The organism is Acinetobacter sp. 24-47-64 (assembly GCF_057737055.1).
In genome coordinates this window covers 852147-878538 of sequence record NZ_CM173215.1, presented here as the reverse complement: position 1 = coordinate 878538, position 26392 = coordinate 852147, and the positions used below count along the sequence as shown (strand labels likewise).

Annotated in this window: 23 protein-coding genes; 11 read left to right on the top strand and 12 right to left on the bottom strand. The window is 38.7% G+C overall.

Annotation, left to right across the window (positions count from 1 at the left end; genetic code table 11):
* Positions 1-38: 38 nt before the first annotated feature.
* Positions 39-2459: a glycerophosphodiester phosphodiesterase family protein gene (locus AC1M85_RS04205; protein WP_228143098.1), complete on the top strand. Its 2421-nt coding sequence runs from the start codon at positions 39-41 to the stop codon at positions 2457-2459.
* Positions 2460-2515: 56 nt separating this feature from the next.
* Here the strand turns inward: AC1M85_RS04205 and AC1M85_RS04200 are convergent, their stop codons facing one another.
* The 4 genes from AC1M85_RS04200 to cysD form a co-directional block, all read right to left on the bottom strand.
* Positions 2516-3391, bottom strand: a complete 876-nt coding sequence (locus AC1M85_RS04200; protein WP_092766872.1) for an SDR family oxidoreductase — start codon at positions 3389-3391, stop codon at positions 2516-2518.
* Positions 3392-3512: 121 nt separating this feature from the next.
* The gene (locus AC1M85_RS04195) at positions 3513-3761 is read right to left on the bottom strand and encodes a DUF2798 domain-containing protein (protein ID WP_035266689.1); all 249 of its coding nucleotides are present in this window, start codon (positions 3759-3761) and stop codon (positions 3513-3515) included.
* A gap of 589 nt (positions 3762-4350) precedes the next feature.
* A complete protein-coding gene (cysN, locus tag AC1M85_RS04190) occupies positions 4351-5967 on the bottom strand; it encodes a sulfate adenylyltransferase subunit CysN (protein WP_481590615.1) in 1617 nt (538 codons plus the stop codon).
* A gap of 125 nt (positions 5968-6092) precedes the next feature.
* Complete coding sequence (gene cysD / locus AC1M85_RS04185) at positions 6093-7007, bottom strand: sulfate adenylyltransferase subunit CysD (RefSeq protein ID WP_035266686.1); 915 nt, start codon at positions 7005-7007, stop codon at positions 6093-6095.
* A 141-nt stretch (positions 7008-7148) separates the two neighbouring features.
* Between cysD and AC1M85_RS04180 the strand changes: the two genes are divergently transcribed.
* Positions 7149-7592, top strand: a complete 444-nt coding sequence (locus AC1M85_RS04180) for a GNAT family N-acetyltransferase (RefSeq protein WP_488213611.1) — start codon at positions 7149-7151, stop codon at positions 7590-7592.
* Positions 7593-7607: 15 nt separating this feature from the next.
* Entirely contained in the window at positions 7608-8135 is a 528-nt protein-coding gene (locus AC1M85_RS04175) for a hypothetical protein (protein ID WP_092766877.1), read from the top strand.
* Positions 8136-8183: 48 nt separating this feature from the next.
* On the opposite strand, the gene AC1M85_RS04170 is transcribed toward AC1M85_RS04175, so the two are convergent.
* A complete protein-coding gene (locus tag AC1M85_RS04170; protein WP_488213610.1) occupies positions 8184-9632 on the bottom strand; it encodes a capsule assembly Wzi family protein in 1449 nt (482 codons plus the stop codon).
* 301 nt (positions 9633-9933) lie between these two features.
* Positions 9934-11463 carry a lysine--tRNA ligase gene (gene lysS / locus AC1M85_RS04165; RefSeq protein ID WP_092766879.1) on the bottom strand — a complete coding sequence of 510 codons (1530 nt, stop codon included), beginning with the start codon at positions 11461-11463 and terminating at the stop codon, positions 9934-9936.
* A gap of 249 nt (positions 11464-11712) precedes the next feature.
* Here lysS and AC1M85_RS04160 point away from each other — a divergent pair, with 249 nt between their 5' ends.
* The gene (locus AC1M85_RS04160) at positions 11713-12225 is read left to right on the top strand and encodes a YqiA/YcfP family alpha/beta fold hydrolase (RefSeq protein WP_179997703.1); all 513 of its coding nucleotides are present in this window, start codon (positions 11713-11715) and stop codon (positions 12223-12225) included.
* A 31-nt stretch (positions 12226-12256) separates the two neighbouring features.
* On the opposite strand, the gene AC1M85_RS04155 is transcribed toward AC1M85_RS04160, so the two are convergent.
* On the bottom strand, positions 12257-12793 hold the full coding sequence (locus AC1M85_RS04155; RefSeq protein ID WP_035266671.1) for an adenine phosphoribosyltransferase: 537 nt from the start codon (positions 12791-12793) through the stop codon (positions 12257-12259).
* A gap of 491 nt (positions 12794-13284) precedes the next feature.
* Here AC1M85_RS04155 and rubA point away from each other — a divergent pair, with 491 nt between their 5' ends.
* From rubA to oxyR, 4 genes are all read left to right on the top strand, one after another.
* The gene (gene rubA / locus AC1M85_RS04150; protein ID WP_000760495.1) at positions 13285-13449 is read left to right on the top strand and encodes a rubredoxin RubA; all 165 of its coding nucleotides are present in this window, start codon (positions 13285-13287) and stop codon (positions 13447-13449) included.
* Between the two features lie 79 nt (positions 13450-13528).
* On the top strand, positions 13529-14707 hold the full coding sequence (locus AC1M85_RS04145) for an NAD(P)/FAD-dependent oxidoreductase (RefSeq protein ID WP_488213609.1): 1179 nt from the start codon (positions 13529-13531) through the stop codon (positions 14705-14707).
* A gap of 61 nt (positions 14708-14768) precedes the next feature.
* Positions 14769-15704, top strand: a complete 936-nt coding sequence (locus AC1M85_RS04140; RefSeq protein WP_488213608.1) for an alpha/beta fold hydrolase — start codon at positions 14769-14771, stop codon at positions 15702-15704.
* A 16-nt stretch (positions 15705-15720) separates the two neighbouring features.
* The gene (gene oxyR, locus AC1M85_RS04135; protein WP_035266662.1) at positions 15721-16626 is read left to right on the top strand and encodes a LysR family transcriptional regulator OxyR; all 906 of its coding nucleotides are present in this window, start codon (positions 15721-15723) and stop codon (positions 16624-16626) included.
* Between the two features lie 51 nt (positions 16627-16677).
* On the opposite strand, the gene ppk1 is transcribed toward oxyR, so the two are convergent.
* Together ppk1 and mtgA are read right to left on the bottom strand one after the other, a co-directional pair.
* Complete coding sequence (gene ppk1 / locus AC1M85_RS04130) at positions 16678-18756, bottom strand: polyphosphate kinase 1 (RefSeq protein ID WP_035266707.1); 2079 nt, start codon at positions 18754-18756, stop codon at positions 16678-16680.
* 124 nt (positions 18757-18880) lie between these two features.
* The gene (gene mtgA, locus AC1M85_RS04125) at positions 18881-19555 is read right to left on the bottom strand and encodes a monofunctional biosynthetic peptidoglycan transglycosylase (protein WP_035266660.1); all 675 of its coding nucleotides are present in this window, start codon (positions 19553-19555) and stop codon (positions 18881-18883) included.
* Between the two features lie 76 nt (positions 19556-19631).
* On the opposite strand from mtgA, the gene AC1M85_RS04120 reads away from it, so the two are divergent.
* Positions 19632-20444 carry a rhomboid family intramembrane serine protease gene (locus tag AC1M85_RS04120; RefSeq protein WP_481588885.1) on the top strand — a complete coding sequence of 271 codons (813 nt, stop codon included), beginning with the start codon at positions 19632-19634 and terminating at the stop codon, positions 20442-20444.
* A gap of 31 nt (positions 20445-20475) precedes the next feature.
* Here the strand turns inward: AC1M85_RS04120 and AC1M85_RS04115 are convergent, their stop codons facing one another.
* Together AC1M85_RS04115 and AC1M85_RS04110 are read right to left on the bottom strand one after the other, a co-directional pair.
* Positions 20476-22962 carry an ABC transporter permease gene (locus AC1M85_RS04115; protein ID WP_488213607.1) on the bottom strand — a complete coding sequence of 829 codons (2487 nt, stop codon included), beginning with the start codon at positions 22960-22962 and terminating at the stop codon, positions 20476-20478.
* Entirely contained in the window at positions 22959-23672 is a 714-nt protein-coding gene (locus tag AC1M85_RS04110; protein ID WP_481590640.1) for an ABC transporter ATP-binding protein, read from the bottom strand. Before AC1M85_RS04110 ends, AC1M85_RS04115 begins: the two co-directional genes overlap by 4 nt.
* 41 nt (positions 23673-23713) lie before the next feature.
* Between AC1M85_RS04110 and AC1M85_RS04105 the strand changes: the two genes are divergently transcribed.
* The gene (locus AC1M85_RS04105) at positions 23714-24358 is read left to right on the top strand and encodes an arylesterase (RefSeq protein WP_481586523.1); all 645 of its coding nucleotides are present in this window, start codon (positions 23714-23716) and stop codon (positions 24356-24358) included.
* A 76-nt stretch (positions 24359-24434) separates the two neighbouring features.
* Here the strand turns inward: AC1M85_RS04105 and AC1M85_RS04100 are convergent, their stop codons facing one another.
* The gene (locus AC1M85_RS04100; RefSeq protein WP_035266649.1) at positions 24435-25049 is read right to left on the bottom strand and encodes a carbonic anhydrase; all 615 of its coding nucleotides are present in this window, start codon (positions 25047-25049) and stop codon (positions 24435-24437) included.
* A 321-nt stretch (positions 25050-25370) separates the two neighbouring features.
* Here AC1M85_RS04100 and AC1M85_RS04095 point away from each other — a divergent pair, with 321 nt between their 5' ends.
* Positions 25371-26381 carry an alpha/beta fold hydrolase gene (locus AC1M85_RS04095; RefSeq protein WP_488213606.1) on the top strand — a complete coding sequence of 337 codons (1011 nt, stop codon included), beginning with the start codon at positions 25371-25373 and terminating at the stop codon, positions 26379-26381.
* Positions 26382-26392 lie beyond the last annotated feature (11 nt).

Genomic DNA, 26392 nt, shown 5'->3' with positions numbered 1-26392 from the left:
GTGTCTCGCTTAGGGACATACTTTTCGAGTACTTTTTAATGATGAAATTTACAACACTGACGTCAGCAATATTATTAACATTAAGCTTAACGGCTTGCTCCGATGATGATCAAAAAAACACTGTATCAAATCCAGATCAAACGGAAAATCCTAATCCATCTCCTGAACCAGAAACACCAGACATTGAAGTACCTGTACCCAAAATACTTTTTGAAGAAAATTTCAATGCTTTAACGTCTATTCCAAACAATTGGACTCAACTTCGTAGCAATCCAGGGAATATTGAGGTTAAAGATGGAGCACTATTCATCGATGGTACGCCGCACGATACACAAATGACGACCATCATGTTGCCAAACGAACTACAGCAACATCGTAATTATCGTATCGATATGGATTTTGCTTTCTTAGAAAATAACAATGGCGGGCGTTGGGGTAGCATCATCTATCGTGCCGCTGATCAATATGCTGATCCAGCTTTTATTCCATACTATCAATTCGCATTTCGTGTTGATGCAACCGCTGCAAGTGGTCTTGAACTTTCTATGCGTCAACCTAACAACACATGGAATGTTTTACAGAAATCTGCATATAAAGAGAATTTTGAGTTAAATAAAACCTACAAAGCAACAGTCATCGTACATGGCCAACGCGTACGCCATTATATTAATGATGAACTCGTACTCGATAGCACGCTACCTTACAATTTAAATCAGGGTGACATTGGCATTTCTACAGCTGGCGCTTTGATGCGTGTAGATTCAATTAAAGTGACTGAGCAACTTGAAGCCCTACCAGAGTCTAATCGAGTTACAGATCTAATCGATCAGCAATTGCCAGTCTCTATGGCACCAGCACTCGCTCAGCCTGCTGGCGCAACTACACTGAACTCAGCTCCATTAGCAACTCATGTTGCCTACCAACTGGATGAGCAACTCAATCTTCTTAACCAAGATCAAAAGAAAATTACTCATTTAAAAGATTATTTAAATGATTCAACACGACGTCATATTCCGCTATTAACGATCAATTCAGAAAAAACAATTCGTAATCTGAAAACGTTGACAGAAAACTATGATCTCGCTGATATCACCTTGGTGTCGGATCAGCCTGAACTCTTACGTAAAGCTCGTGTTGAAATCCCTGTATTGCGTACAGCACTCGACTATTCAAAACAATCTGGTTTAACCAATAGTAAATCAGATATTGTAAAAATTGCACATAATACCAACTCTTCTTTATCAAAAATTGTCATTTTACCGCCGCACTTAGTGCAATCAGAAGTCGTATCTCATCTACAACGCTTATTAATAACACCCTGGGCAAGCACACTTCATCCAGATCAAAAAGATGGCATTGATGCATTCAAAGCAGCTGATATTTTAAGCACTGGGATTAATGGGATCTATACTCAACAGCCAGATGTTTTCCAAAACATTATGAAGCAGATGGCACCGAATACCTTGTTAAGAAAACCCCTCATCACAGGCCATCGTGGTATTCCAGCTTTAGAGGATGAAAATACTTTAGAAGGAACAATCAAAGCTATTGAGGTAGGTGCTGATGCAGTTGAATATGATGTTTATTTATCGAAAGATGGACATGTTTTCTTGATGCATGACGGGACGCTAAAACGTACCACAGGTGATAGCAGAAACACTGAAGATCTGACCTTAGCTGAAATTCGTCAGTTACGTACGATTCCCAATGGTCGTCCAGTTCCAACCATGGATGAGGTTTTGGCTGCAGTCAAAAAATATCCACATGTGACCAATTTCATCGAAATTAAAAGTACTAAGCCTGAAATTGTAGCGAAGATTAAAGAGCTTTTAGATAAGCATAATGCCTATGATCAATCGATTGTTATTAGTTTTAATGGTGATCAAATCTTACAGATGAAAAATACCTTACCGGGTGTTTCTACAGGCTTCTTAACGAGTACGCCGAACGCACAAAGCAATATTGTAAACACACGTCGAATATTAGACGCGACTCAAAAATATTCTTCTACATTTAACCCGTCTTTTGCAGGATTAAGCAAAGAGTTAATGTCAATGGCGAGCTTACGTGGCGTAACTTTCTGGCCTTGGACATTCCGTACCAATAAAGATGATTTTAATCGTATGTATGTACAAGGAACACATGGCTTAACCACCGATTATGCTCATGAATCTTCTGATTTAGTCGTCAAGATCAATACTCCAGGTCAAATTAATGCGAAAGTGGGACAGCCTGTTGTTTTTAGTGGAGAAAAAGTTACTCAAATAGGTAAGGCTTCAGCACAAAACTTTAATTCAATGATTGTTCTGCCTGGTTCTGCCAAATATAGTAAAAATGGTCAGTTGATTACGTTTAGTGAAACAGGCAAAGCCTATGTCATGCCGAGCTATCAATACACGATTGCTCCGAATTATAGCTACACCCTGTACGGTAAACCCGTGACAGTCACGATTCAGTAAGAAACTTTAAATTTACATGCCCAATTGTTAAGTTTAAAGCTTCAATTGGGCATTTCTTATTTTTTTAAATTTTGAATCACTTCGGGTAAAAAAGAACGGTGAAATCCATCATAGGCTTGATTATTCTCAGCCGGACTTAATGGAAATATACGTGTGCCTTGAGAAGCTGCGCCATCAATCCGTATCGTGACACCCGATATAAATTTAGATGCTTCAGACAACAAATAGACGATCGCTGATGACACCTCAGCTTCTGTTCCCATGCGTTGCAAAGGAACTTTCTCCGCCATACTTGGAATCACTTTTTCAGCCATTTCACCAGTATATGTATCCATACCTGATGACAAAATCCATCCAGGTGCTACGGCATTCACACGAACTCCAGATTTGCCCCATTCGACAGCAGCTGTCTTGGTCAGATTATCAACCCCTGCACGGGCTGCCCCTGAATGTCCCATATTCGGCATACCTCCCCACATATCAGCAGTCATGTTGACAATACTTCCACCATGCTTATTCATCCACTGATTGTAAGCTTCGCGCATAAGATAGAATGTAGCGTGTAGATTGTTTCGAATGACAGCATCAAATCCATTGGCTGAGATTTTTTCTAAATGCGCTGGAAATTGTCCGCCTGCATTATTCACCAAGCCATCAATTCGTCCGAATTTTTTAGTTACTTCGCTAATCATGGCTTTCACTTGTGCTTCATCACGATTATCACAAGCGATGCCATAGGCTCTACCACCATCTTCCATGATTTCAGCAACAACTTTATCGAGTTTTTCTTGGGTACGCCCTGTAATAATCACTTGTGCATCCAATGATGCAAGCTCATGAGCTGTACAACGTCCAATACCAGAACCACCTCCTGTCACAATGATGACCTGATTCTGAAATAAGTTTTCCTTGAATACTGAGTTATATGTCATGCCAATCCTTAGGTTGTAATTTTTATCGACCTGCAAAATTATCCCGATTTTTTAACAGTTGCAAGATCATAGAATTTTATAATTGTTGTTTTAAATGCCAATCAAACCTTTCATTCAAGGGCTATGGTATCGTTTTTACAAAACGCATTAAGATTTTTCTTACCACAGGTAAAAATATTAAGATCAATGGAAATGCGATTAACCAAGACATTGCCCACGTCTTTATCCAGACCGCCCAGATCCCATCAAAAAATCCACGATTCATTACAATATTAATTAAAGAAATTGAACCACTCATCAAACATGACAAAATTAACGGCATCAGCCAATTGAGATGTTTGGGGTGAAATTTTGGGAGTGCTTTATTCATTGTAGCGCCTAATCATTTCATCTCATTTAATTTAGCACCAATGCAATCACTATTCCTATATTTTTCAAGTTTCAAGCACACAAAACTAATCCAATATCGTTAAAATTTTGAACCTTGAGGCATGATTTAATAATTTTTCTTAGTAAATGTATATTAAATAGAATGGATTAGTTTCCATCTTAATCAAGACTCATGAGCAATAAAAAAATATTTAACTTTAAACGATGATTTTATTTTTTAGCTTTTCTACTCTACGAAAATGTTTTAAGTTTTTAGTCCAATTTTACCGTTAATCTCTATTCTTTAGATTCGAAGCATTTTTTTGCAGTTTTTGCATAGCTTCTCTAGGCATAGGCGCTGTCATCATTTGTTGGTATTCTAAACAAGCTTTACTAGGGTGTTTTTGTTGTATCGGAGCATTAACACATGCCGTTAAGAGCATCAAAAGCAAATACGCTACTATTTTCATCATATCTCGAATTTATCGTTAATGTTTACCCTATCTTAGCTCATTAAGACTAGTGTGGTCGTTATTGAATTTTAAATAAAAAAACCCGCCATCAGGCGGGTTTTTTTAAATCAGTCAATCTTAAAGACGAACCAATTCCACAATCTTCTCAGCCAATTCTTCAGCAGCTTCTACTTCAAAACTTGCATCCGTACCTGTTGCAGTATCAGTAATGACCACCACTCCAGTTTCACGTAATAATGCAACTTGCTCAGCAGTTAAACCAGCTTTAGCAATCGCGACAACACCTTGTTGGATCAATAAGCTTTCTAATACTTGTGCATTCACAATTGCAGCATTTGATACAGTTACCGCAGCAGGTTTTTGACCCAAACGCGCCGCACGTGCTTCTGATGTTACAGGCTCATTATGTGCAGTCCACTCAACTGCCTCTTCAACCATACCTGCACCAACTGTAACGTTGCTTAAGCGGTCAATAAAGATAAATGAACCTGTGTAACGGCTATCTTGATAACGGTCAAATACGACTGGTGCATCAAATTCAATCGTTACATTCGCAATCGCATTCAGCTCTAAGTTTTCAACTTGAACTTTTTCAAGCGTATTTACGTTTGTACGGAAGTTAATTGCTGTTACCTTAGCAGGAACAGTTTGCGTACCAATCTTCACGTTATATAACTTACCAATCGCAAGCGGTTGATCTGCCATCCATACAACAGTCGCTTGAACAGAACGAGAAATTGCCGGTACTTCTTGGTCTGCACGTACAAGTACGTTACCACGAGAAATATCAATCTCGTCGTTTAACGTTAATGTCACTGCTTGACCAGCAACTGCACGTTCTAAGTTACCATCAAAAGTAACGATTTCTTTAACTGTAGATGATTTACCTGATGGCAACGCAGTAATCGTATCTCCAACGTTGATATCACCTAGTGCGATCGTACCGCAGAAACCACGGAAATCGAGGTTAGGACGGTTCACATACTGTACAGGGAAGCGGAAGTCAGCTTTAGCTGAAGTACGATTAATCTCTACAGATTCAAGCGTACCCATCAAAGTTTCGCCTGTGTACCACGGCGTATTTGGAGATTTGTTTACAACGTTATCACCATTTAACGCAGAAATCGGCGTAAAGATGATGTTAGATGGTTTACGGTCACCCAATTGTGCAACAAAGCCTGCATATTCAGTTTGAATCTCATTGAATCGTGCTTCAGAGAATTCAACCAAGTCCATTTTGTTGATCGCAACAATAATGTTCTTAATACCAAGTAAGCTTGCAATATACGTATGACGACGTGTTTGTGTCTGAACACCGTAACGCGCATCAATTAAAATGATCGCAAGATCACACGTAGACGCACCTGTAGCCATGTTACGTGTGTATTGTTCATGCCCCGGAGTGTCGGCAATAATAAACTTACGTTTTTCTGTAGAGAAATAACGGTAAGCTACATCAATCGTAATACCTTGCTCACGCTCTGCTTGTAAACCATCTACAAGTAGCGCTAAGTCAGGTGCATCCCCTGTTGTACCGACTTTTTTAGAGTCACGTGTAACGGCTTGCAATTGATCTTCATAAATCAATTTTGAATCGTAAAGTAAACGACCAATTAAAGTTGATTTACCATCATCTACGTTACCGCAAGTCAAAAAGCGTAATAAGTCTTTATTTTCGTGTTGTTTTAAATAACCCAAGATATCTTGGCTAATCAAATCTGATTGATGAGACATGGCTCATAGCTCCACAAATATGTTGAAATCGGTGTATTTGAATCCCCCTCGTTCCCCCTTTGAAAAAGGAGGATGACTCCTCTCTTTTACAAAGAGAGGAGCAGCACTGCTGCGGCAGAGAGATTCTAGAAGTAACCTTCTTGCTTTTTCTTTTCCATCGAGCCCGCTTCATCATGGTCAATCATTCGACCTTGGCGCTCAGAACTCGTTGCAAGCAACATTTCTTGGATAATTTCTGGCAAGGTGTTAGCAGTCGACTCCACCGCACCTGTCAATGGGTAACACCCCAAAGTACGGAAACGAACCGATTTCATTTGTGGAACTTCACCTTCTTTTAAAGGCATACGCTCATCATCCACCATAATTAATGTACCACTACGCTCAACAACAGGTCGTTCTGCCGCTAAATACAATGGAACAAGTGGAATACTTTCTAAGTAAATATATTGCCAAATATCAAGCTCAGTCCAGTTCGACAATGGGAACACACGGATACTTTCGCCTTTATTCACTTTACCATTGTAAAGATTCCAAAGTTCTGGACGTTGGTTCTTAGGATCCCAACGATGTTTATCATCACGGAATGAATACACACGTTCTTTGGCACGTGATTTTTCTTCATCACGGCGAGCACCACCAAATGCAGCATCGAACTTGTATTTATCTAATGCCTGTTTTAAACCCTGAGTTTTCATGATATCAGTATATTTCGAACTACCATGATCAAATGGGTTAATCCCAGCATCCTTACCTTCTTTATTTTGGTGGACGATAAGATCGAAACCATGTTGCTTAGCCATATTGTCGCGGAAAGCAATCATGTCCTTAAATTTCCAACCTGTATCTACATGTAACAGTGGAAAAGGGAGTTTTGCAGGATAGAATGCTTTAAGCGCTAAATGCAGCATAACTGCCGAGTCCTTACCAATCGAATAAAGCATGACTGGATTTTCGAATTCTGCAGCAACTTCGCGAATGATATGAATACTCTCAGCTTCAAGCTGTTTAAGATGAGTAAGTCTTTCCTCATTTAATGACATGGACAACACCAGCTAGAATATGTGTACTTATGACACTTTTGAAAATTTATATTCATTATAGTGATTTAGACAACGGAGCTTTATCTCGTTTTTTTATATTAATATACTCAAATAGAATATAAGCAAAGAGACAATCTAATTATGATAACAATTACAGGCCTTTCAAATATAAAATACCAAGAATGGTTAGCCCTTTGGTCAGCTTACCTTGAATTCTACAAGACCGAATTGAATCCTCAACAAGCGGCTCTGACTTTCAAACGATTATCTGATGCGTCGCAAACCGATATGTTTGGCTATGCCATTATAAAAAATCAAAACGTCGTCGGAATTGTACATCTCATTTCTCACGCACGCACTTGGACTAAACTCCCTTATTGTTATCTCCAAGATTTGTTTATTGATGCAAATTATAGAAATCAGGGCTTAGCCAGGAAATTAATAGAATTTAGCTATGACGAATGTAAAAATAGTTATGATAGAGTGTATTGGCTAACCCATAAAAGCAATGATAACGCTAGACTTTTGTATAATCGTGTTGCAACCGAGACAGGATTCATTCAATATAAAAAATCTCTAAATTAGTTATTTTTATCTCCCATGCTTAGCCTTGAATCTCTTAAACAACATTTAGAGCGAGCTCAAATTGCTGGTCATATTTATCAGCATCATCAAATTCTAGTGTTACAAGAACCGTTTACTGAAAATGGTTCTGCTTTAAATATTTTTGTTCAGCACGAGTTAACTGCTGATCAAATTGGCTTACAGTTTGCTGTTGAACATACTGATCAAAAACTAAAGTTCTTGATTGGCGTTACACATAGCAATCAAGATCATAGAAGTGAAATTAGTATTGGTCATTTAAAAGGCAATCAAAAAGCTTTTAATTTGTGCTACGCCTTTTACAATTATCCTAAACATTTTTTTGTAGTTGAAACAGATTTATATGCGAACGCTGAGCAATTTAAAGACTGCTTAGAAAAGCAATTATTCATTCAGCCTGAGCTTAGTTTTTTAGACACAGCCACTAAAGTAAATCCAATGGGACAGAATTACCCATGGATGAAGGATTATATCGCGCAACTTAGCTTAGAAATGAAAGTTCGGATACAAACAAGTCTCATGTAAAAAAAGCCACCTTTTTAGGTGGCTTTTTCAAATACTAATCTAAGAATATTAACGTCCCAGTTTTTTGACATCTAAAGGTATTTCAATACCAACAGAAGCACCTGCATCATTACCATGACGATCTGAATCTGCAATCCAACCATTAATCTTTAATGGCAAATTCGGCTTCACAAAATGCGTCCAAGTTAAATCTAATGCTTGGATATCATCTTCCTCAGAAAATGCAACATTGGTATCTCGATTTGATTGATTTACTTTTGCAAATAATACGCGACCTGAAAGTCTATTCATGGCATCAAAACGAATATTTCCACCCAAAGAAATCATCTCACCATCTCCTCCAATCGCATGTGCAAGAGGATAGCCATGTTGATAATATCCATCTGTATAAACACTGTGATTATAAGATATTCCTTGGGCCTTCCCATTTGTAGTGGTGTCTACCCACTCAGCATAAACCTGATAAGGCATTTTTTTTAAAGATGAAGAATAATCCACCCCAGCCTGATACATTTTCTTAGCAGGTAAGCCACCTGCTTCATCTTCCCCCACGTATTGAGCATAGACGCCGATTGGCTGGTTCAATAAATAGCTTAGATTCAAACGCGCATCAAATCCAGCAATCTGGTTAGATGGATTAACAGTATCCCCGTAAACATTATCTTTACCAATCCAAGCATCCCAGAGAGTTCCTAAATCCTCAGGGCGACCTTCACCACCCCATTGAATAATGCGTGATGCACCGAACTCTAAATAAGGTAGTGGTTGTGCGGTCAAACGTAAACCAATAATTTTAGCATCAGGAACTGCTTTATAATCATCTAACTGGCCGCCAAAAGCTTGGTATTGCCAAGGCCCGATCCATGATAGCCATTTATGATCAAAAGCAGACTGTTCAGCACGCTGTAGAGTGAAACCATATACTGGTCGACTTGCATCTCCACGTATCAAACTACCATCGTGTCCAGGTCCCCAGTAGGTTGGAATCTGACCAGCAATGAGCCATTGATTCCAAAGTTTACCCGCAAGATATGAGCCTTCTAGGTTAACGTCTTGCCCATTGTCTATCTGAGGGTCTTTTTCACCTCTAACTTTGAGCTTCGCATCCCAATTTTGCCCCCCAAGATTTAACTCTGCACCAAGCGCATATTGTGCTTTTTGATGATCGGCAAAAGATTGTGGGATTTTCTTTTGATCACTCTCCGCGAAAACATCAACTTTTAATGTTTCATTTTGCTGCTTAATCGCTCTTTCGACTTCCTGAATAACCTTTTGTTGTTCAATGGAGTTAATTTTAGCATTGGTGAGGGCACGTTGGACTTCATCACCACTTAGCGGCCATGTCGAGGTGCTTATTTGAATCACACCTTGTTGATTCAGCCAATTTAAATCATTTCTTAGGTTTTCATCGTTGAGGAGAATGCCATTGGCAAACACCAATGGACTAGAAAATAGTAAGCTCGATGATAGGATTTTTATAAGTCTATTCGGGTTCATCACAAATCAATTTAGGATTATATCTTATTGATTATTTGAATTTTTAATTTATAAATCCATTAACTTTACATTAAGTATTTAATTAGATACATTTAATAACACTGTATAAATATTTTGATAAACATACAGCTAGTTAAACAGATTAGCTTTAATGATAATTTTCTATATTTTTTATCACCTTAATTAAATATTTTGTAATTAAAACCTCAAAATACACTCACACTAAAAAACATTTAAATTTAATTTTATGTTAAGAAAAATTAAAAAAGCCCTTCAAAGAAGGGCTTTTTTAATTTCACTATTACGCATTTTTGTGACGCATATGTGGGAATAAGATCACATCGCGAATACTTGGCGCATTGGCAAATAGCATTACCAGACGATCAATACCAATCCCTTCACCTGCTGTAGGAGGTAATCCATATTCAAGCGCCTCAACGAAGTCAGCATCATAGTGCATTGCTTCATCATCACCCGCATCTTTTTCAGCTACCTGTGCTTGGAAACGCTCAGCCTGGTCAATTGGGTCATTTAACTCTGAGAAGCCATTTGCAAGCTCACGACCACCAATGAAGAATTCAAAACGGTCAGTAATGTGCGGGTTGTCATCGTTACGACGTGCCAATGGAGAGGTTTCCGCAGGATATTCAGTAATGAAGGTCGGTTGACGAAGTTTCGTTTCAACAGTTTCTTCAAATACAATCGTTTGAAGCTTACCTAGACCAAAACCTGGCTTCACTTGCTCTTTAAGTTCATTCTTAACAAACTCAGCTAAAAACTCGCGATCATTTACATTTTCAGGTGTAAATTGTGGGTTATGTTCAAGAATTGCATCAAACATTGAGATTTTCTTGAATGGACCTTTGAAGCTATACACTTCTTCGCCATAAGGTACATCTGTCGAACCTAAGATATCAATTGCTAGTTTTTCTAGCATTTGCTCTGTCAGTTCCATCAAGTCTTTGTAGTCTGCATAAGCTTGGTAGAATTCGATCATGGTGAATTCTGGGTTGTGACGTGTAGACACACCTTCATTACGGAAGTTACGGTTAATCTCAAACACACGTTCAAAACCACCTACAACCAAACGCTTTAAGTAAAGTTCTGGTGCAATACGTAAGAATAATGGCATGTCTAAGGCATTGTGATGCGTTTCAAATGGACGCGCAGAAGCACCACCTGGAATCACATGCATCATTGGCGTTTCAACTTCCATATAACGTTTTTCAGTCAAGAAGTTACGAATACCAGCAACTACTTTTGCTCGAATTTCAAAAGTCTTACGCGTTTCTTCGTTCACGATCAAATCAAGATAACGTTTACGATATTTTACTTCTGTATCTGTTAAACCGTGGAACTTGTCTGGAAGAGGACGGAGTGATTTAGTGAGGAGTTCAAAATGTTCAATATGCACATAAAGATCACCTTTGCCTGAACGTCCGATGTAACCTTCAACGGCAATAATATCACCTAGGTCTAAACCTTTAATGGTGTCAAGTGTTTCAGCAGAAAGTTCTTTACGCGCCACATAAAGCTGAATACGGCCGGTCATGTCTTGGATCACCATGAACGAACCGCGGTTCAACATCACCCGACCCGCAACTTTGACATAAACTTTTTCACTGCCTTCAATTTCTTCTTTTGATTTATCAGCAAACTGATCCTGAAGGTCTTGTGCATAATGTTCACGCTTAAACGTGTTTGGCCAAGGGCTCGTACCCTGCTCTTGAGCCTTATCTTGAATCTGTTTTAACTTGGCATGACGCTGTGCGATTAAATCGTTTTCGGAAATGGCTTGTTCAGAAGTCGATTGAGCGTTTTGTTGCGTCATCTCTGCCTCGTAATTTTATTTAAAAAAGAAGTTGCATAGCATAGCAGAATTCAAAGTACTTGAGCATTAGAAAAAATAATCAGCCATTTGAAAAACGCTTAATTTCATCCACTAAAGTCTAGGTCTGAACATTTCTTAGACCAAAAGCTAAGTTGTACTTTGAATACAGCACTCTACAATCATCCTATAAATTGTGGAAAAGTATACTTTCAACAATCATAAAAAATAGAATGGATTTAATGATGACTTATGAACACTCAAGAGCCTAAAGTATTGTTTATGCATGGATTAGATTCTTCAAGAGAATCTACCAAGTTTCAGGCAATTCTTTCTAAAAATAAATATTGCATTAATGTTGATTATCGAAATTTAAAATACGCTGCTGTTGAACGTTTTTATATCGATATGATCGAGAAAATTAAACCAGACATTTTAGTAGGACATAGTCTAGGTGGTTACTGGGCATTAAAGATGTCAAATCGATTTCAACTTCCTGCTGTGATTGCAAATCCGAGCCTAATGCCATCTTTCGATCCAGATTATCCAGCGATTACAATTGAGGAGCTTCAATCCAAAACCTCATCTCAAATCGCTTATATCGAACTTGGTGATGAACTGATTGATATGCATAGTACCTCTGACTTATTAGAGCCATACATGTACGTTGAAAGTATTATTGGTGGCCGTCATCAACTGGAAAACCCTGATCGTCTGAATTACCTGATCGGATTAGTCAGCCACTCAAATCATCAATCACATTAAAAAAGCCTTGTGAATCACAAGGCTTTTCGACTTAAATTTGAGGTTTTGATTTATCGTCCAAAACTGACCAAATATTCATTCCTAAATCCGCGTGTAAGTCTGGTAAATCAAGGAAAATACTCGCCCCTAAAACAGTGTGCTGACATTTATCCATCAATTGCTTAACTGCTTTTAATGTACCACCTGTGGCCAATACATCATCAACAATAATCACTTTTTGAGCCTGTACATCCGCAGACATTTCTAAACGGTCCATGCCATACTCAAGGCTATAGCCCACGCCAATTACTGGTGGTGGTAATTTTCCAGCTTTACGAACCAACAACAACCCCTTGCCAGTACGTTGCGCCAACAAACTCGCCAAAACAAACCCACGTGCTTCAACAGCAACGAAACTCTCTACCTCTGCCAATTGCTCCGCAGGAATACTTTCGATTAAGGCATCAGTTAAAGGTGCAATGCTCTGCATGAACAAAGGAGTTAAATCAAAGAAACAAATTCCTGGTTTTGGAAAATCTTGGACCGTACGAATGTGTGACCACAATGATGTAGACAAAGAAGTAGACATAGGAGATAAAAATTAGACAAAAGAATGCGTAAATTTTAACGAATTATTGACAAAAAATATAGCAAACATGAGCTAAGAAAAAATACCAACCAATATAACTTATTGATTTTTAATAAACCATTTTTTAATTAAATAACAAGTATAAAACACAAACAGTATAAATTTTATATGAATAACTGGTAAATCAATACGCGACAAAAGTCTGACAATTTTTTTTAAATCATAATACATATAATTTTGGCAAATATTTCAAAGATTTAATGCTCAGTCCTATCATGCATTAGCATAATTAGCATACGTTTTGTCCTAATCTGCCATTCAGCTTCTCTTTTAGTCAGCTAAACTCCGTTATTTACTTTACTTTCCACCTCGAACTGCGTAAAAATTTGCTTGAATATGAACGATAAAAATTCATATCACTCGAGTCTAGGTGTGAGAAAGATTTTGGCTGACACCAATAAATGGAATTGTCAGTATTTTTGGAGAATCAAATGAAAAAATATCAATGCATCGTTTGTGGATGGATTTATGACGAAGCAGAAGGCTGGCCACAAGATGGCATTGCTGCAGGCACTAAATGGGAAGATATTCCAGATGATTGGACTTGCCCAGATTGCGGCGTATCAAAAGCAGATTTTGAAATGATTGAAATCTAATACAGATTTCCTTTAAAGACCATTTTGATATGGTCTTTTTTCTTATTTACTAAAAAAATTATCAGTATTGGAGAGTACTATGCAACCGATCATCATTGTTGGCTCTGGCATGGCAGGTTACACATTAGCGCGAGAGTTTCGCAAACTGAATGCTGAACAAGCACTTGTTATGATTTGCTCAGATGATGCGGTGAACTATGCAAAACCAACTTTATCTAATGCACTTGTAGGTAAAAAAGCGCCAGAGCAAATTGCCTTAGGTGATGCTGAGAAAATGTCTGCGCAATTGAATATGCAAATTATTCATCATGCGACTGTAACTTCAATTTCTGCAGATCAACATCAATTGACCTACACAAAAGATGGACAAGCTGAAAACCTTATATACAGCAAATTAATATTAGCTGTAGGTGCTAACCCTATTCGTTTAGCCATTTCAGGTGATGGCGCTGATGATATTCATGTAGTTAACTCACTGATTGATTATCGTGAATTTCGCTCTAAGCTCGACCTTAAACAAGACAAGCGTGTTGTCATTTTAGGTGCAGGCCTCATTGGGTGTGAGTTTGCCAACGATTTACAGAACACTGGTCATCAAGCGACTGTGATTGATCTTGCCCCACAACCTTTGGGTCGCCTTCTACCAGAACACGTTGCACATGCTTTCCAGCAAAATCTCGAAGAAACAGGTATTCAGTTTGCATTAAGTACCACCGTAGATCGGGTAAGTAAAAACTCAGACGAAAGCTATACCGTAACGCTTGCAAATGGACAGAGCTTTACAGCTGACGTTGTTCTTTCTGCTGTTGGCCTGCAACCCAATACATCAGTTGCACAAGAAGCAGGAATCCATACCAGCCGTGGGATTGTGACTAACACTTTAATGGAAACCAATAAAACCGATATTTATGCATTAGGTGATTGTGCAGAAGTAAATGGTTTACTGCTTCCGTATGTCATGCCAATTATGCAACAAGCACGTGCTTTAGCTAAAACATTGTCTGGTGAAAATACACAAGTTCATTATCCAGCGATGCCAGTTGCAGTGAAAACTCCTGCTGCACCACTGACTGTATTACCTGTACCTCAAGGTGTAGAGGCAACTTGGGAAACTGAAGAACTCGATGACGGAATGATTGCTAAAGCACTTGACCAAGAAACAACGCTTCGTGGATTTGTGCTACTTGGACCAACAGCAGCGAAGCAACGTTTAACATTGACCAAACTGGTCCCAGATTTAATTCCAGCTGCCGTTTAATTATTCAAAGATTTAGGGTATTTTCAAATGAAAGTACCCTTTTAGTTTGGACACAATAAAAATGAATAACGCACTAGAATATCAAGTTTCACCTTATGCTCCATTCATGCAAGAAAGTAAAGTGAGCATAGGCAATGGGATCGACCTTCATATTGAAGTTGGAGGCAAGGCTGAACATCCTACGATTATTCTCATCATGGGACTGGGTGCGCAGATGCTTTTTTGGCCAGATTTTTTTTGCAAATCTTTAATAGACCAAGGTTTCAGAGTCATTCGTTTCGATAACCGAGATATTGGCCTCTCAACAAAAATTAAGCACAAGGGACCTCGCCTCAATACATTTAAACTTATGGGTCGATTTGCTTTTGGTCTAGGAAATCAAGGCTCTCCTTACAATTTATATGATATGGCTGAAGATGTAGCGTTACTCATTGAACGATTAGGTCTTGAAAAAGCGCATATTATTGGTGCATCAATGGGGGGAATGATCGCTCAGATATTGGCAGCAAAATATCCAGAAAAAGTGGATAAACTAGGATTATTATTTACCAGTAATAATCAGCCATTTCTTCCGCCACCATTTCCAAAACAATTATTTAGTCTTATTGGTCGCCCTGCATCGAATGATGAAGATGGTATTGTAAATCATAGTATTAAAGTCATTCAGACGATTGGTTCACCTGGTTACGTCAATCAATTGGAAGTTATTCAAAACGCGCGTAAATTATATAAGCGTAGTTATCATCCAGCGGGTGTACTTCAACAGTTTTTAGCAATATTATGTACAGGCTCATTAGTTTCTATCGATAAGCAAATTCAAAAGCCAACACTGGTTGTACATGGCTCAAAGGATCGTCTACTCCCTTTTAGCCACGGCAAGGCAGTATCAAAAGCAATATCAGGCGCAAAGTTTGAATTAATCGAAGGAATGGGGCATGATATTCCTGCGCATTTCATCCCACAACTGAGTGGTTTGTTTGCAAAACATTTTAAATGATAAACACTAGGACACTATGGCTGCATTACCATCCCTAAGACAGCTGTCATATCTCGTGACTCTGTCTGAGACGTTGCATTTTACAGAAGCAGCACGTCGCTCATTCGTTACTCAGTCTACGCTTTCTGGCGGGATTATGGAGCTCGAGCGTTTATTGGGTGGCGTTCTCGTTGAACGTGATCGCCAAAATGTACGTTTAACCCCTCTCGGTGAGCAAGTGGTTGCACGAGCACGTGTCCTTCTTGCTGATGCTCAAGATCTCATGCGACTGAGCCGTGAGATGAGCGAACCACTTACTGGTGATCTTCATTTAGGAATTATTCCAACGATTGCACCATTTATTTTGTCGCAATTGTTAGAAGAAGTTCATAAAGAGCTGCCTAAAATTCAACTACATCTTCATGAAGCACAGAGTGAACATTTGGTTGAAAAGCTAGAACATGGCAATTTAGACATGATCATGTTAGCGCTCCCATTCGACACACGTGGCTTAAAAGTCGCTGAAGTTGCGAAAGAGAGTTTGTACTTAGTTGCAAACAAAGCTGACCACAAAACGGCGCAAGCTAAATCTCTAGAAGACCTTGATTTGACACACCTCATGTTGCTTGAAGAAGGTCATTGCTTAAGAGACCATACTTTAAGTGTATGCCCTATCGGTGAACGCAAGAATGATCATCGCCTTAAAGCGAGCTCATTACCAACCTTGGTTGAAATGGTGAGTTCTAATCTGGGCTTTACATTACTACCTCAGATTGCGGTAAATACACATATGCTGAAAAATAATGATCAATTGGTGATCCGACCAATTGAGAATGCCCCTTCACGCATTCTGTCATTAGTGACGCGTAAAAGTACGCCATTGCAAAGCGAATTTGATGTCCTTTTACAAATTCTACAGCGCATTACTGCTGATATTTGCTAATAAGTCATCACAAAAAAGGAGCCATTTGGCTCCTTTTTTTATAAAAATCATTTAAGATTTAAAGAGTTCAAGCAATTTATGTTGCGCATTATGAGGAGTCTCACCTTCATCGCATTGCGCACGTGACCAAGTTCCATCACCATTTAACAACCAAGCTTGTTGATTATCTTTCATATAATTCAATAAACCATGTTGATAAATGTGCTTTCTCAAAGTTGGATCCTCAACAGGGAAACAAACTTCAACACGATTAAATAAATTACGATCCATCCAGTCTGCGCTTGAACAATACAGTCGTGGTTGCCCTGCATTTCCAAAATAATACACACGTGTGTGCTCTAAGAATCGTCCAACGATAGAGCGCACACGGATATTCTCAGAAAGCCCTGGCAAACCTGGTCTTAAACAACAAATTGAACGTATGATTAAATCAATCTGCACACCAGCTTGTGATGCTTCATAAAGTTTATTAATCAGTTGCACTTCAGTCAGCGCATTCACTTTCACAATAATCTGAGCTGGCTTACCCGCTTTGGCGTGAGCAATCTCTTCATCAATATAACTAATTAACTGTGTATGCAACGTAAATGGCGCATGAAGTAATTTCTTCAATTTTGCCATTTTGCCCATTCCAGTCAACTCTTGGAATATACGATGCACATCTTCACAAAGCTCTTTGTCCGTTGTCATCAATCCGTAATCGGTATAGATCCGGGCATTGGTTGCATGATAATTCCCTGTACCTAAGTGCACATAACGAACCAATTTATTATTTTCACGGCGCACAACGAGAATCATTTTTGCATGTGTTTTATAGCCTACGATGCCATAAACCACCACAGCACCAGCCTCTTGCAAAACATTTGCTACCGCAATATTTGACTCTTCATCGAATCGCGCTCGAAGTTCAATGACAGCTGTGACTTCTTTACCATTACGTGCAGCTTCAGCCAACACTTGAACAATCTCAGAATCAGGCCCACTTCGATATAATGTTTGCTTAATCGCTAAAACTTGTGGATCTCGTGCTGCCTCACGTAATAAATTAATAACTGGAGCAAATGATTCGAATGGATGATGTAAAAGAATGTCTTGTTTCTTCATCGCAGAAAAAACATTTTCAGACTTCTTTAATACTTTAGGAATGACCGGCGTATGTGAGTCATATCTCAAATGCGGACGTTTAAAATTAGACACTAAACGTGCCAAGTTCACAGGTCCATCAACTTTATATAATTGTTCTTCATGCAAGTCGAATTCGTTGAGAAGGTAATCATAAATATGTTTTGGGCAATTTTCTGTCACTTCTAAACGGACAGCACGTCCAAATCGACGAGAGTTTAACTCCCCTTTTAATGCTTTTGCCAAATCTTCGACATCTTCATTAAGGGCTAAATCCGCATTTCGCGTCACACGGAATTGATAGCAACCTGTCGCAGTCATTCCTGGGAATAAATCAGAGACATGCTCATGAATAATCGCTGACAGCATCACGTGGTGTTCTTTACCATCGGTTAACTCGTCAGGTAAACGAACCACACGTGGTAAAGAACGTGGCGCAGGGACAACGGCTAAATCAATCTGTCGTCCAAAAGCATCTTTGCCTTCTAGCGTGACGATAAAGTTGAGTGATTTGTTGACTAAACGCGGGAATGGATGTGCTGGATCTAAACTAATTGGAGTAAGTACTGGCGCAACTTGTTCCTGAAAATATTTTTTAATCCATTGGGATTGAGCAGGTGTCAACTCTCCACGACGTAAGAAGCAGATATCTTCTTCACGTAATTTTGGAAAAATTTCATCATTCAAAATACGATATTGACGCTCTATTGCAGCATGCGCAGTCTGTGAAATTTTCTCAAGAACTTGCTTTGGTGTTAACCCATCTGGACTACGGCTTTCATTACCGAGCTCCAATTGCTCCATAACACCCGCAACACGAATTTCAAAGAATTCGTCCATATTTCTTGAAAAAATCAATAAGAAATTCATTCGCTCAAGCAATGGATGCAATGGATCAACCGCTTGTTCTAAAACACGAAGATGAAAATCTAAAATTGAAAGTTCACGATTGATATATCGTTCATTATAAGTATATTCAGTTGGAGTATTTGTCATCGCGGTATTCATACCACAAAACCTGCATGCTAAAGATCTGTCTTAAGTATGCTTCAAATTTATGACAATTTCATAAAAAATGCACATGATCACTGTGCATTTTTGATCTCACGAAAGTTTTTTAGACAATTACATTTCACGGAATTCTTGAAGCATTCATGTAACGCAAAATAATTCGCTGTTTATTTTTGAGTTTACGATCTTGACGGTGGTGTTGATAATAACGCGGATTCGGCAAGATCGCTGCCAAAAATGCGGCTTGCTCACGTGTTAGACTGCTTGCCGATTTTCCAAAATAATGACGTGCTGCAGCTTCCACACCAAAAATATGATCTCCAAATTCAATGGAGTTCATGTATACCTCAAGAATGCGTTGTTTTGACCACATACGCTCCATCATGACAGTAGCGACCGCCTCTTGTCCTTTACGTAAAAAAGAACGCTTATTAAATAAAAATAGATTTTTGGATAATTGTTGGGAAATGGTAGATCCACCCGCAACCACTTGTTCTTTTTCTTTATTTCTTTCCAAAGCATGTTTTATGCCGTCAAAATCAAAGCCATGATGTTGCATAAATTTAGCATCTTCAGCTGCAATAATCGCACGTTTCAGATGATCACTGATATTCTCATAATCACGCCATTGATGCTGAATAGGCTTCGAACTGTCGGTCCAGTATGTCCAACGCATGAGCATCGTTGTATCAACAGCATTGGTTCTCCACCATGCAAGACTTGAAAAAATCCATAGTTGAATTACAAGGATGATACTGACAATGACCAATAAAGTTCGAACAATAAATGCTTTCATGTCAGTGTGTTGCTCCTTTTGTTAGCGTAGTACATGCTTGACCTTAATCCATATCATTATCACAGAATACAATGACATGACGGAAATGCAACCACCCCAATTTCAAAGCCAATCACGTCTACCCTTAAGTCAGATTACGTTTTTAATCATTACACTGAATGTTGGACTTTTTATCTGGCAAATCTTTAGCGGGGTGGATATATCAAACCCAGCAACAATAGATGCTTTGCGCTGGGGTGCTGATTATGCACCGCTGACTTATTTAGAGGAACCCCTCCGAATCTTCAGCAGTACATTTTTTCATTTTGGTCTTATTCATTTAATGCTCAATATGTGGGCATTGTATATCTTTGGCAATGTCGCTGAGAAAACACTTGGACACGTTTATTTTTTAGGCTTGTATCTATTAGCAGGCATTATGGGAAGCTTGATCAGTGGACTGATTGATATTCGGAATAGTTACGAGTTATTGGAGCATGTCAACCATGATTTATTTCCACGTGTATCCGCAGGTGCATCAGGTGCCGTTATGGGTTTAGGTGGTGCTTTAACGCTCTTATCTCTTTTTCCCCCTTTACCACAACAACAATTTCTCTTTGATCGTAAATCGCTGCTGATCATCTTGGCATTAAATATTGGTATGGGATTCATGATCCCTGGAATAAATAATGCAGCGCATATTGGTGGAATGTTGATGGGTGCAGTCATGGCTTTATGTTGGTACATCGGTCAACGATTTAGACTAGGCTTCACCACTACCATCGTGGTACTTCCTCTAGGCATCTTCTTATGTTGGCTCATGTATCAATATAACTTAGGCTTAGTGAGCGGAATACAACCCATTTGGGCTGAAATGTTGCAGCAAATGAAAATGCAATTGGCGTATTAATTCCAATTGCATTTTTTAGACCTCATAAATTTTATGATTGATTGAGTTCGCGCAAGCTTTTTAATGGAGGAATCTCAGTTAAGTAGCTTAAACGATAACGACCAATCAGCGCACATAAGATCATCATGCTCATAGGTAGAATCACCCAGATTTCCCAATGCGGTTGTATTGCGAGATCCATTTTATAACTGGCGATCGCACTGATGACCTCAGCAAAAAAACACGATACTAAGCCAGCCATAAAGCCGATAAATCCAATTTCTAAACTCAGCATATTTTTCAAATTGGATTTTGAGCTGCCAAATGATCTTAAAATTGCGACTTCTCGCTTTCGCTCATCCATCAATAAATTAATGCAAGCAATCAACACCAAAAAACCTGAAACACTGCCGAGAAGCGCAAGAATGGTAATAATCTGAACCAGAACAGATACTAAGTTTTTAATTTCCTCTAAAATTAAGGAAACATTGATAAATACAGTATTTGAGAACTGCTGAATCAGATTGACCAACTTGGATTTTTCATCTTGAGGTACAAAAAAACTTCCTAAATAACTTCCAGCATTTTCATCCATCGTATTCGGTGCAAAAATGAAGAAAAAATTTGGACTGAAGCTTTCCCACTCGACTGTTCTTAAATTTACAACTTTGGCTTGAAGTTCACCTTCTGGCAAGCTAAAGCTGAGTTGATCACCCACTTTTATCCCTAACTCTTCAGCAAGATTTGCTTCAACAGAAACATCTCCCACCTGCTGCAATTGTGGCTGCCCACTGACAATGACATTATCTTCTGGATAGCCTTGAGCTTGAGTCAAATTTAACTCTCGTCTGAGTGAGTTATTTTGCGCTCTTAATGATTCCGAAAATGGCTGACCATTATGTTTAATTAGGCGTCCGCGGATATTCGGATACAAGGGTGTACTTGGCCAACCTTCTTTTTCGATCTGAGCTTTAAATTGCTCAACTTCAAATGGAGGAAGACCATAAATAAATTGATTTGGCGTACCTTCAGGTAACTGTTGCTGCCAACGATCTAATAGATCCGTCCTTAATACTACAAGAACTGTAATCAGGCTCAGACCTAATGCAAGTGCAGTAATTTGAAGTGCTGTTTGATTAGGTACACGTACATAGGCTGACCATCTATTTTTCAAAGATTTGATCATCTTTAATAGCAACCAAACTATGCTGAACATACTTGCACACAATGCGAGGATCGTACCGATAACGAGCAATGAGAGCTGTATATTTTGAGTGAGCAAAATACAAAATAAAATAAGACTTACAGCTCCCGCTCCCAATAAGGTCAAGAGAGAACGCGTAGATTTAACATCCTCACGGATAACACAAATTGGAGGCGTATTTAAGAGCTGCATCAAACTTGGGACAATAAATCCAAACATCACAATGACACTGGTGAATATTGCAATCGGCAAAGGACCCAAAACCAAATCAAACAAGCTAAATTGGATGTCTAAATGCGGAATTAGTTGCAACATAAACTGCAATAAAATATAGCCTAGACCAATCCCCAATCCAGTACCGATGAACATCGCAATTGCGACGGCAATCATAAGCAATGCAATATAGTTCTTAAGAATTTGGAACTTTGCAGCCCCCATACATCTCATTAAAGCAACATGATCTTGATTTTGTTGAACGTACCGTTGACTGGTCAACGCAATTGCAATACCGCACAGTAAAATTGTAAGAATGTTTGCAAGCTGTAAAAAAGTATCTAGATTTTCAATTGGACGCATCAAGCGGGTATTCGCCTCATCCGCAGTTCTCAAGCGAATTGAGCTTTGGGTTTCCATTGCTTGCTGATCATCTGCATTTGGTTCAATCATTTTTTTAGGATAGAGCTGATCAAAATAAGCCGTAAACTCATTAAGTCTATTCGGCTCACCAGACATAAGCAGACGATATTCGATACGACTTCCAGGCTGAATCGCATTGGTTGCCGCAACATCAGATTGTGAAATGATCACTGTAGGTGAAAAGGCTGAAAATCCGAGTTCTTGGTTAGAATCCTTTTCAATGACTCCTGTGACTGTAAAACTCGCATCTGCGATTTGAACCCTCTCCCCTATTTTGACATTTAATAAATCTAAAGCACGTTGACTCAGCCATACCTCTTCTGACCGAATAGCAGTCTGATCAGGTTGAATAATGAGTTCACCACGTAGCGGAAAATTGGACTCAATCGCTTTGACATTCACCATGACAAATTGTTCATCAGTATGTGCCATTGAACCAAAAACCGTCACTTGGGACTGTTGTAGATTGAGTTGGTTCGCCTTCTGTTTAAATTTTTCATTGAGCGGATATTGATCACTCAACACTAGATCTGCAGCTTGAAGCTTAGCAGCCTGCAATGAAACAGCTTGTTGAATCTGATCATTACTGAACTTTAAAGCGGTTGTCGCACTAATCGCGAGACTCAATGCAAAAATGAGCAAATAAATCCCTGTGCTAGCAAAACTTTGCTTCAACAAAGGTTTGAATAGCGCACTCATACACGCTCTCCAGAAGCTGAAGCGCCTTGCACTTTTTCTAATTGACCATCGATCAATTCATAATGCGTCTCACATTTTTGTGCTAGCTTTTGATCATGGGTGACTAAAACCAATGTAGTGCCCAGCTCCCGATTCAAATCAAATAAAAGCTGTTCAATCTCCTGGGCTGTCGTCCCATCTAAATTTCCCGTTGGTTCATCCGCAAATACAATTTTGGGCTCAGCAATTAAAGCGCGTGCAATTGCTACGCGTTGTTGTTCTCCCCCAGACAGTACTTTAGGTGTTTGAGTACTTTGACGATCTAAACCCACTTTGTTCAACCAATAAAGGGCTTGTTGTTCTGCTTTGGCATAATCAAAATTCTTTTGAATTCTCAGCGGTAACATGACATTTTCAAGCGCAGATAAAGAAGGTAAAAGCTGAAAGGATTGAAATACAAAACCAATATTTTCAAGTCTAATTTGAGCGCGTTTCTCTTCGCTTAATTGCTCAACTGCTATACCATTAATCGACAATGTTCCTGAACTTGGCTGATCTAATGTCGCCAGAATTCCCAAGAGTGTAGATTTTCCAGAACCCGATCTGCCTGTGATTGCGACTTGCTCGCCAGGATAAATTTGTAGATTTAGATTCTCAAAAATCGTCAACTTTTTTTGTTGGATCTGTATCGTTTGTGTCAATTGCTGTGCAGAAATTAACGCTTGTGGCATGATTGAAGAAGTTGAGTCATTACGAACCATAGAAAGCCTTTATGCAAATCAGTCAAAGTTTAAATATTGTTACGTTGAGAAAAACTGCCTTTTTATTTATCTGCAGTTGTCTGTTTCTTTTACCGATCAATAGCTTTGCAAAAACTATCCTTATTCTTGGTGATAGTTTAAGTGCTGGTTACGGCGTACCCACCGAGAAAGGTTGGGTCAATCTTTTGCAAAAACGTCTTGATCAACAGTATCCGAAACAACATCGAGTGGTCAATGCAAGTGTCAGTGGTGAAACAAGCAGTGGTGCATTAGCACGTTTGCCTAAATTGCTACAAACACACAAACCAGATATTGTCGTAATTGAATTGGGAGGTAATGACGGTTTACGAGGTCAACCTCCAAAAATGATTCAACAAAACCTCACTCGATTAGTTCAATTGAGCCAAAAATCTAATGCCAAAGTCCTCATATTTGGCATGAAGATTCCTCCAAACTATGGCTCAGCGTATAGCAAAGCCTTTGAAAATAATTATAAAGTTGTGAGCCAGCAATTTAATGTGAAGTTGCTCCCTTTTTTTCTAGAAGGTGTTGCTGGAAATAATAAACTCATGCAAAAAGATCTGATTCATCCTAATGAACAAGCTCAACCTAAACTCTTAAATAATGCATATCCTTACATTAAAGGCGCTCTATAAAGTTATAGACATAGAGATCCATAAATCCCAATCAATAAAAAAGCCAGCTTAAGCTGGCTTTTTTAAAATGCTGATATTAGAAGTCAAAGAATGTAACTTCACCTGTTTCAAGTGAGTATTCTGCACCTACAACTTTTAATTTACCTTGTGCAATCAAGTTTTCCAACACCGCAGAACCATGGCGCAACTGGTTAACTGAAGCAAAAACATTTGAGCGAACCGCGTGTACTGAAAGCTTTTTCAAATCATCTTTTAACTCAGTTTGCATTAAAATTTCGACTGATGGACGTACGCGATTGACAATAGACATCAAATTAACAGATGGCGGTTGTTGAGGATTACGTAATGCTTCAATCGTTGAGTCGATTGCGCCGCAATGTGTATGACCCAATACAATCACTAAAGGACAGTTAAAACTTTCGGCTGCAAACTCCACACTTCCAACTTGAGATGGAGCTACGATATTGCCTGCTACACGAATAACAAATAAATCACCTAAGCCCTGATCAAAAACCATTTCAGCTGGAACACGTGAATCAGAACATCCTAATACAATCGCAAATGGCTCTTGAGTTTCAGCCATCTGAGCACGCTCATGATGCGTCAATAATCGTTGATGCTTGGTTTGACCTTCAACAAAACGTTGATTACCAATTTTTAAACGTTCTAAAGCTTCTTGTGCAGTTAGCATCTTGTATCCATGGTTTATCAAGGTTTGAGGTAATTTTAATACTGTGCTTTTTGATTGTCACTGACAAAATTTAAACTCTGTTACAATTTTTGTTAATTGCTAAAAATATCTTCAATTTCTTCAAATCTGATGATTATGATCATTCCTTACTGAAACACTTTTGCACCTAACTCAATGCTCAAATCTATGTTTATGAAGCAAAACTTATTTAAATCGAGATCCAATTATCACAAAAATAGGATTTATTTTTTTACTTTTAACTACTACTTTATAAAAGTCACTTGATTATAATGTCGCCCTGTTTTAAGGGATTTCACCTGCATGTTTGTTCATCTTCCTTTACCCACATTGAAGCATCAACATTTATTTTCCATTTTTCTCGCGTTAATGCTCAGCCTCGGTATCTCATCTACTCGAGCAAATACTGTTGAATTTATCGACTATCAAAAAGTTTTAAATGAAGAACGTGCTTGGGCAGGACTATCCACTAAAACGATTCGCGTCGGAGATGTTGTGTGGTCTTATAGCGAAGGTGGTCCTGCTGATCGACCTGCCTTATTGCTAATTCATGGTATAGGCATGAATCGAGACAGTTGGAATCATGTAGCTCGGAATCTCACACAGCAACATCGTGTCATTATTGTTGACTTGCCTGGAAGTGGACAAACGTTAACACCAAAGGGATTTGACTTATCACTTCCTCATCTGACTGAACAGTTACGTCGTTTTGCAGAAGCATTACGCATTGAAAACCAGCTTAATCTAGCGGGTCACTCTGTCGGTGGATCAATCGGACTGATGTATGCTGCTAAATATCCTCAAGAAATGAAAAGTTTATTTCTGATCAGTGCCGGTGGATTATTCAGAAGTAACAAAACATTCTTCCTCAATAACCCAATTTATTTAAAGCAGCTTTTAATCTCACAACCTGGAGACTTGAATTATGTTTCTAGGAGAGTCATGCATAAAGCTCCCTTCGTACCCAGTTTAATCAAGAAACAACAAGAGCAAGCACTTATTCAACGCGCGGCGGATACATCTGAGTTGATTCATCAGCTTGTTAAACTTAATCAACAGTACACCGTTGAATCATTTGCTCAATTGTTAAAAAATATTGAGGTTGAAACATTGATTTTGTGGGGAAAACAAGATCAGATAGTAAATGTTGAAGTTGCACATGAATTAGGGACCGCCTTAAAAAAAGCACATCCCCCTATTCTATTAGATCAAATTGGTCATACACCTATCGTAGAAACACCTGATCTTGTGGCGCAACATTACTTAAGTTTTTTAAATAAGATGAATGCCGTTAAAACGTCATCGTCAAATTAAGGATATTGAGA